The organism is Sphingomonas sp. Leaf257, assembly GCF_001422185.1.
GTDB lineage: Bacteria > Pseudomonadota > Alphaproteobacteria > Sphingomonadales > Sphingomonadaceae > Sphingomonas > Sphingomonas yabuuchiae.
This window is the reverse complement of the sequence record NZ_LMMH01000022.1, coordinates 1-2,591: the sequence shown is the minus strand read 5'-3', so window position 1 is coordinate 2,591 and position 2,591 is coordinate 1. Positions and strand designations below refer to the sequence as shown.

At 65.9% G+C, this 2,591-nt stretch carries 1 protein-coding gene; it reads left to right on the top strand.

Annotated features, from left to right (window positions below; translation table 11 throughout):
* Positions 1-2,221 precede the first annotated feature (2,221 nt).
* A partial coding sequence (locus ASF14_RS10805) for a hypothetical protein (RefSeq protein ID WP_236697025.1) occupies positions 2,222-2,591 on the top strand: 370 nt, incomplete at both ends.

Here is a 2,591-nt window from a genome sequence, read left to right as displayed (position 1 = left end):
CGGCCAATGTCGAGAAATATGCCAAGCTGACCGGACAGGATGCCCCCGCCGCGCAAGCCGCACTCGCCGAGGCCATGTCCGATCCGGCGCGGGCGGCCGACACCTTTACGCAGCAGCTGGGGCTGCTGACCGGGGCGCAGTATGAGCATATTCGCGCGCTGGCGGCGCAGGGGGACGGCGAGAAGGCCGCGTCCGAGCTGACCCGCATTTTGACCGCCGATCTGGCCGCGAATAGCCATGAGGCCACCGGGCTGGCCCATTACATGGATGCGTTGGGCGATGCCGTGTCCGGCGTGGCGGTGATGTTCGGCCGCCTTGATCAGCGGATCAAGAACGCCGGGGCGTCCTATGATGCCTGGCTAAAGCGGAATGTCGGTGGCTGGGCGGTCGATCTGATCGGCACCGGCAACACCATGCCCACCGGACCGAACGCGGCGGCCGGGCGCAATCAGGACCAGATTGCCGCGCTGAACGCATCGCAGGCGCTCAACACCTCCGGCATGAAGCAATTCAATGATCTGCTCGCCCAGCAGCGCATCCTGCAAAAGGGGCTGGCGGATACGACCGGCCTGACCGCCGCCCAGATTGGTGCCCTGCGCCATGACTATTCGGCCGTTACCGACACCATCAACGCCAACCGCAACGCGTCTGGCCAGTGGATCACGACGCAGGAACGTGCCCATCTGATCGCGCAGGCGCAGACCCGTCTGGGGGCCGCGCGTAATCAGACCGACAAGGCTGCGGCGCAGCAGCAGCTGACCCGCCTTCAGCTGGGCAATCAGGTTCTGACGCAGCAGGAGCGCGAGACGCAAGCGCAGGACGCTTATGCCCGTGTCGCGGATCGCTATCACCGCAACCGGGACAACCACGCCGCGCAGCTGGCCCGCGATGCCGAGGCCGTGCAGGCGTCCATCCGCAACCTTTATTCGCTGGCCAATGCCTATGGCGTGTCGGGCTCTGCCGCGCTGATCGCCGAGGCGCGGGTGCGCGCTGAAAGCCAAGCCATCCGCCAGCGCGGCGATATCGAGGCCGCGGTGAACCGCCAGATTGAACTGGCCATCGCGCAGCGTGTCGCGGACGGCGCGAAATCCGTCCAGTCGATGGACGATCAGTCGCGCATTCAGGCCGAGGTGAATGCGGCCGTGGCCGATGGCCTGATCCCGGCGAGCCGCGCCAACGAAATGTTGCGCGACCGGATCGCGGAATTGCCCTTGCTGGCGGCTCAGGAGGCCGCACAGCAGCACAAACTGACCAAGGGGGCGGCAGAGGCTCAAAAGGCGCTGGACGCCCTGCACGACGCCCAGAAGCGAGCCGATGCGGCTGCTATTGGCGCACGCTTCTTTGCTGCGGACAAATCCGCCGATCGCCGCTTGGCCGAACTGGAGAAAGAGCGGCAGCTGGTCGGCCAAACCGATGCTGCACGTATCAAGGCAATGGCCACCCTGAAGGCCACTCAGGAAGCAGAAGACGCAAAATTCACTGGCCGGTTCGCAGACGAATATATCGCCAAGCAGGTCCAGATTGCGGAAAATCAGCAGCAAATCCAGCAGCTGACCAATGCCTACAACGACAGTCTGAAGCATCAGGCCGAATTGTTCGACGCGATCGCCGCGAATGTTCAGAATGCAGGGCAAGGCATGGCGGAAGCCTTTGGCGAGGCGGGCCGCGCTCTGGGCGATATGGCGTCCGTCTTTGCGGGGCACCTGTCCGACCGCCAGCGCCTGAACGACTGGCAGCAGAAGGAAATGCGGGATGCCAGCCAAATCACGGTGGCCGAGGTCCGCGCCCGCAAGGAACGGGAAATTTCCACGCTCTACGCGGCCCGGTCCAGCACGATGCAAATCGCCATGTACGGCGACCTTGCGGCATCGGCGCGCGGGTTCTTCGACGAAGGTTCAACCGGGTATGAGGCGATGGCGGCGGCCGAAAAGGCGTTCCGGGCCGTGCAGTTCGCCCTGTCGGTGCGTGCCGTGGCGCAGGATGCGATTGAGACGGGCAGCGCCATCGCCAAGAGCGGCGCGCGGGCGGCCGCCCATGCCGTCGAGGCGGTGGCCAAGGCGATTGCAGGCCTGCCCTTCCCGCTGAACATCGCGGCCGGAGCCGCGACAGCGGCCGTGCTGGCGTCGATCGGGCTGTCCGTGGCCGGAGCGTTCGGCAAGGGCGGCGGTGATCTGCCCAAGGCCAATGCGGGCACCGGCACGGTGCTGGGCGATAGCGCGGNAAGGGCGGCGGTGATCTGCCCAAGGCCAATGCGGGCACCGGCACGGTGCTGGGCGATAGCGCGGCCAAATCGGAAAGCCTGAAACGGTCGCTGGATGCGCTGAAGGAAGTCGATACCGTCACCTCCGTCTATGCGCGCGAAATGGCCACCTCGCTGCGGTCGATCGACGGCCAGATTGGCGGGCTGGCCAATGTCGTCGTGCGGGCGGGCAACATCAATGCGTCGGGGGGCGTGGCCGAGGGGTTCAAGACGGACCTGACCGGCAAGCTGCTATCCAGTGCGGTCGACCCGCTGGGCATCCTGTCCAAAATCCCGGTGATCGGCGGGCTGTTCAGCGGCCTGAAGGGGCTGGTCGGCTCGCTGTTCGGCT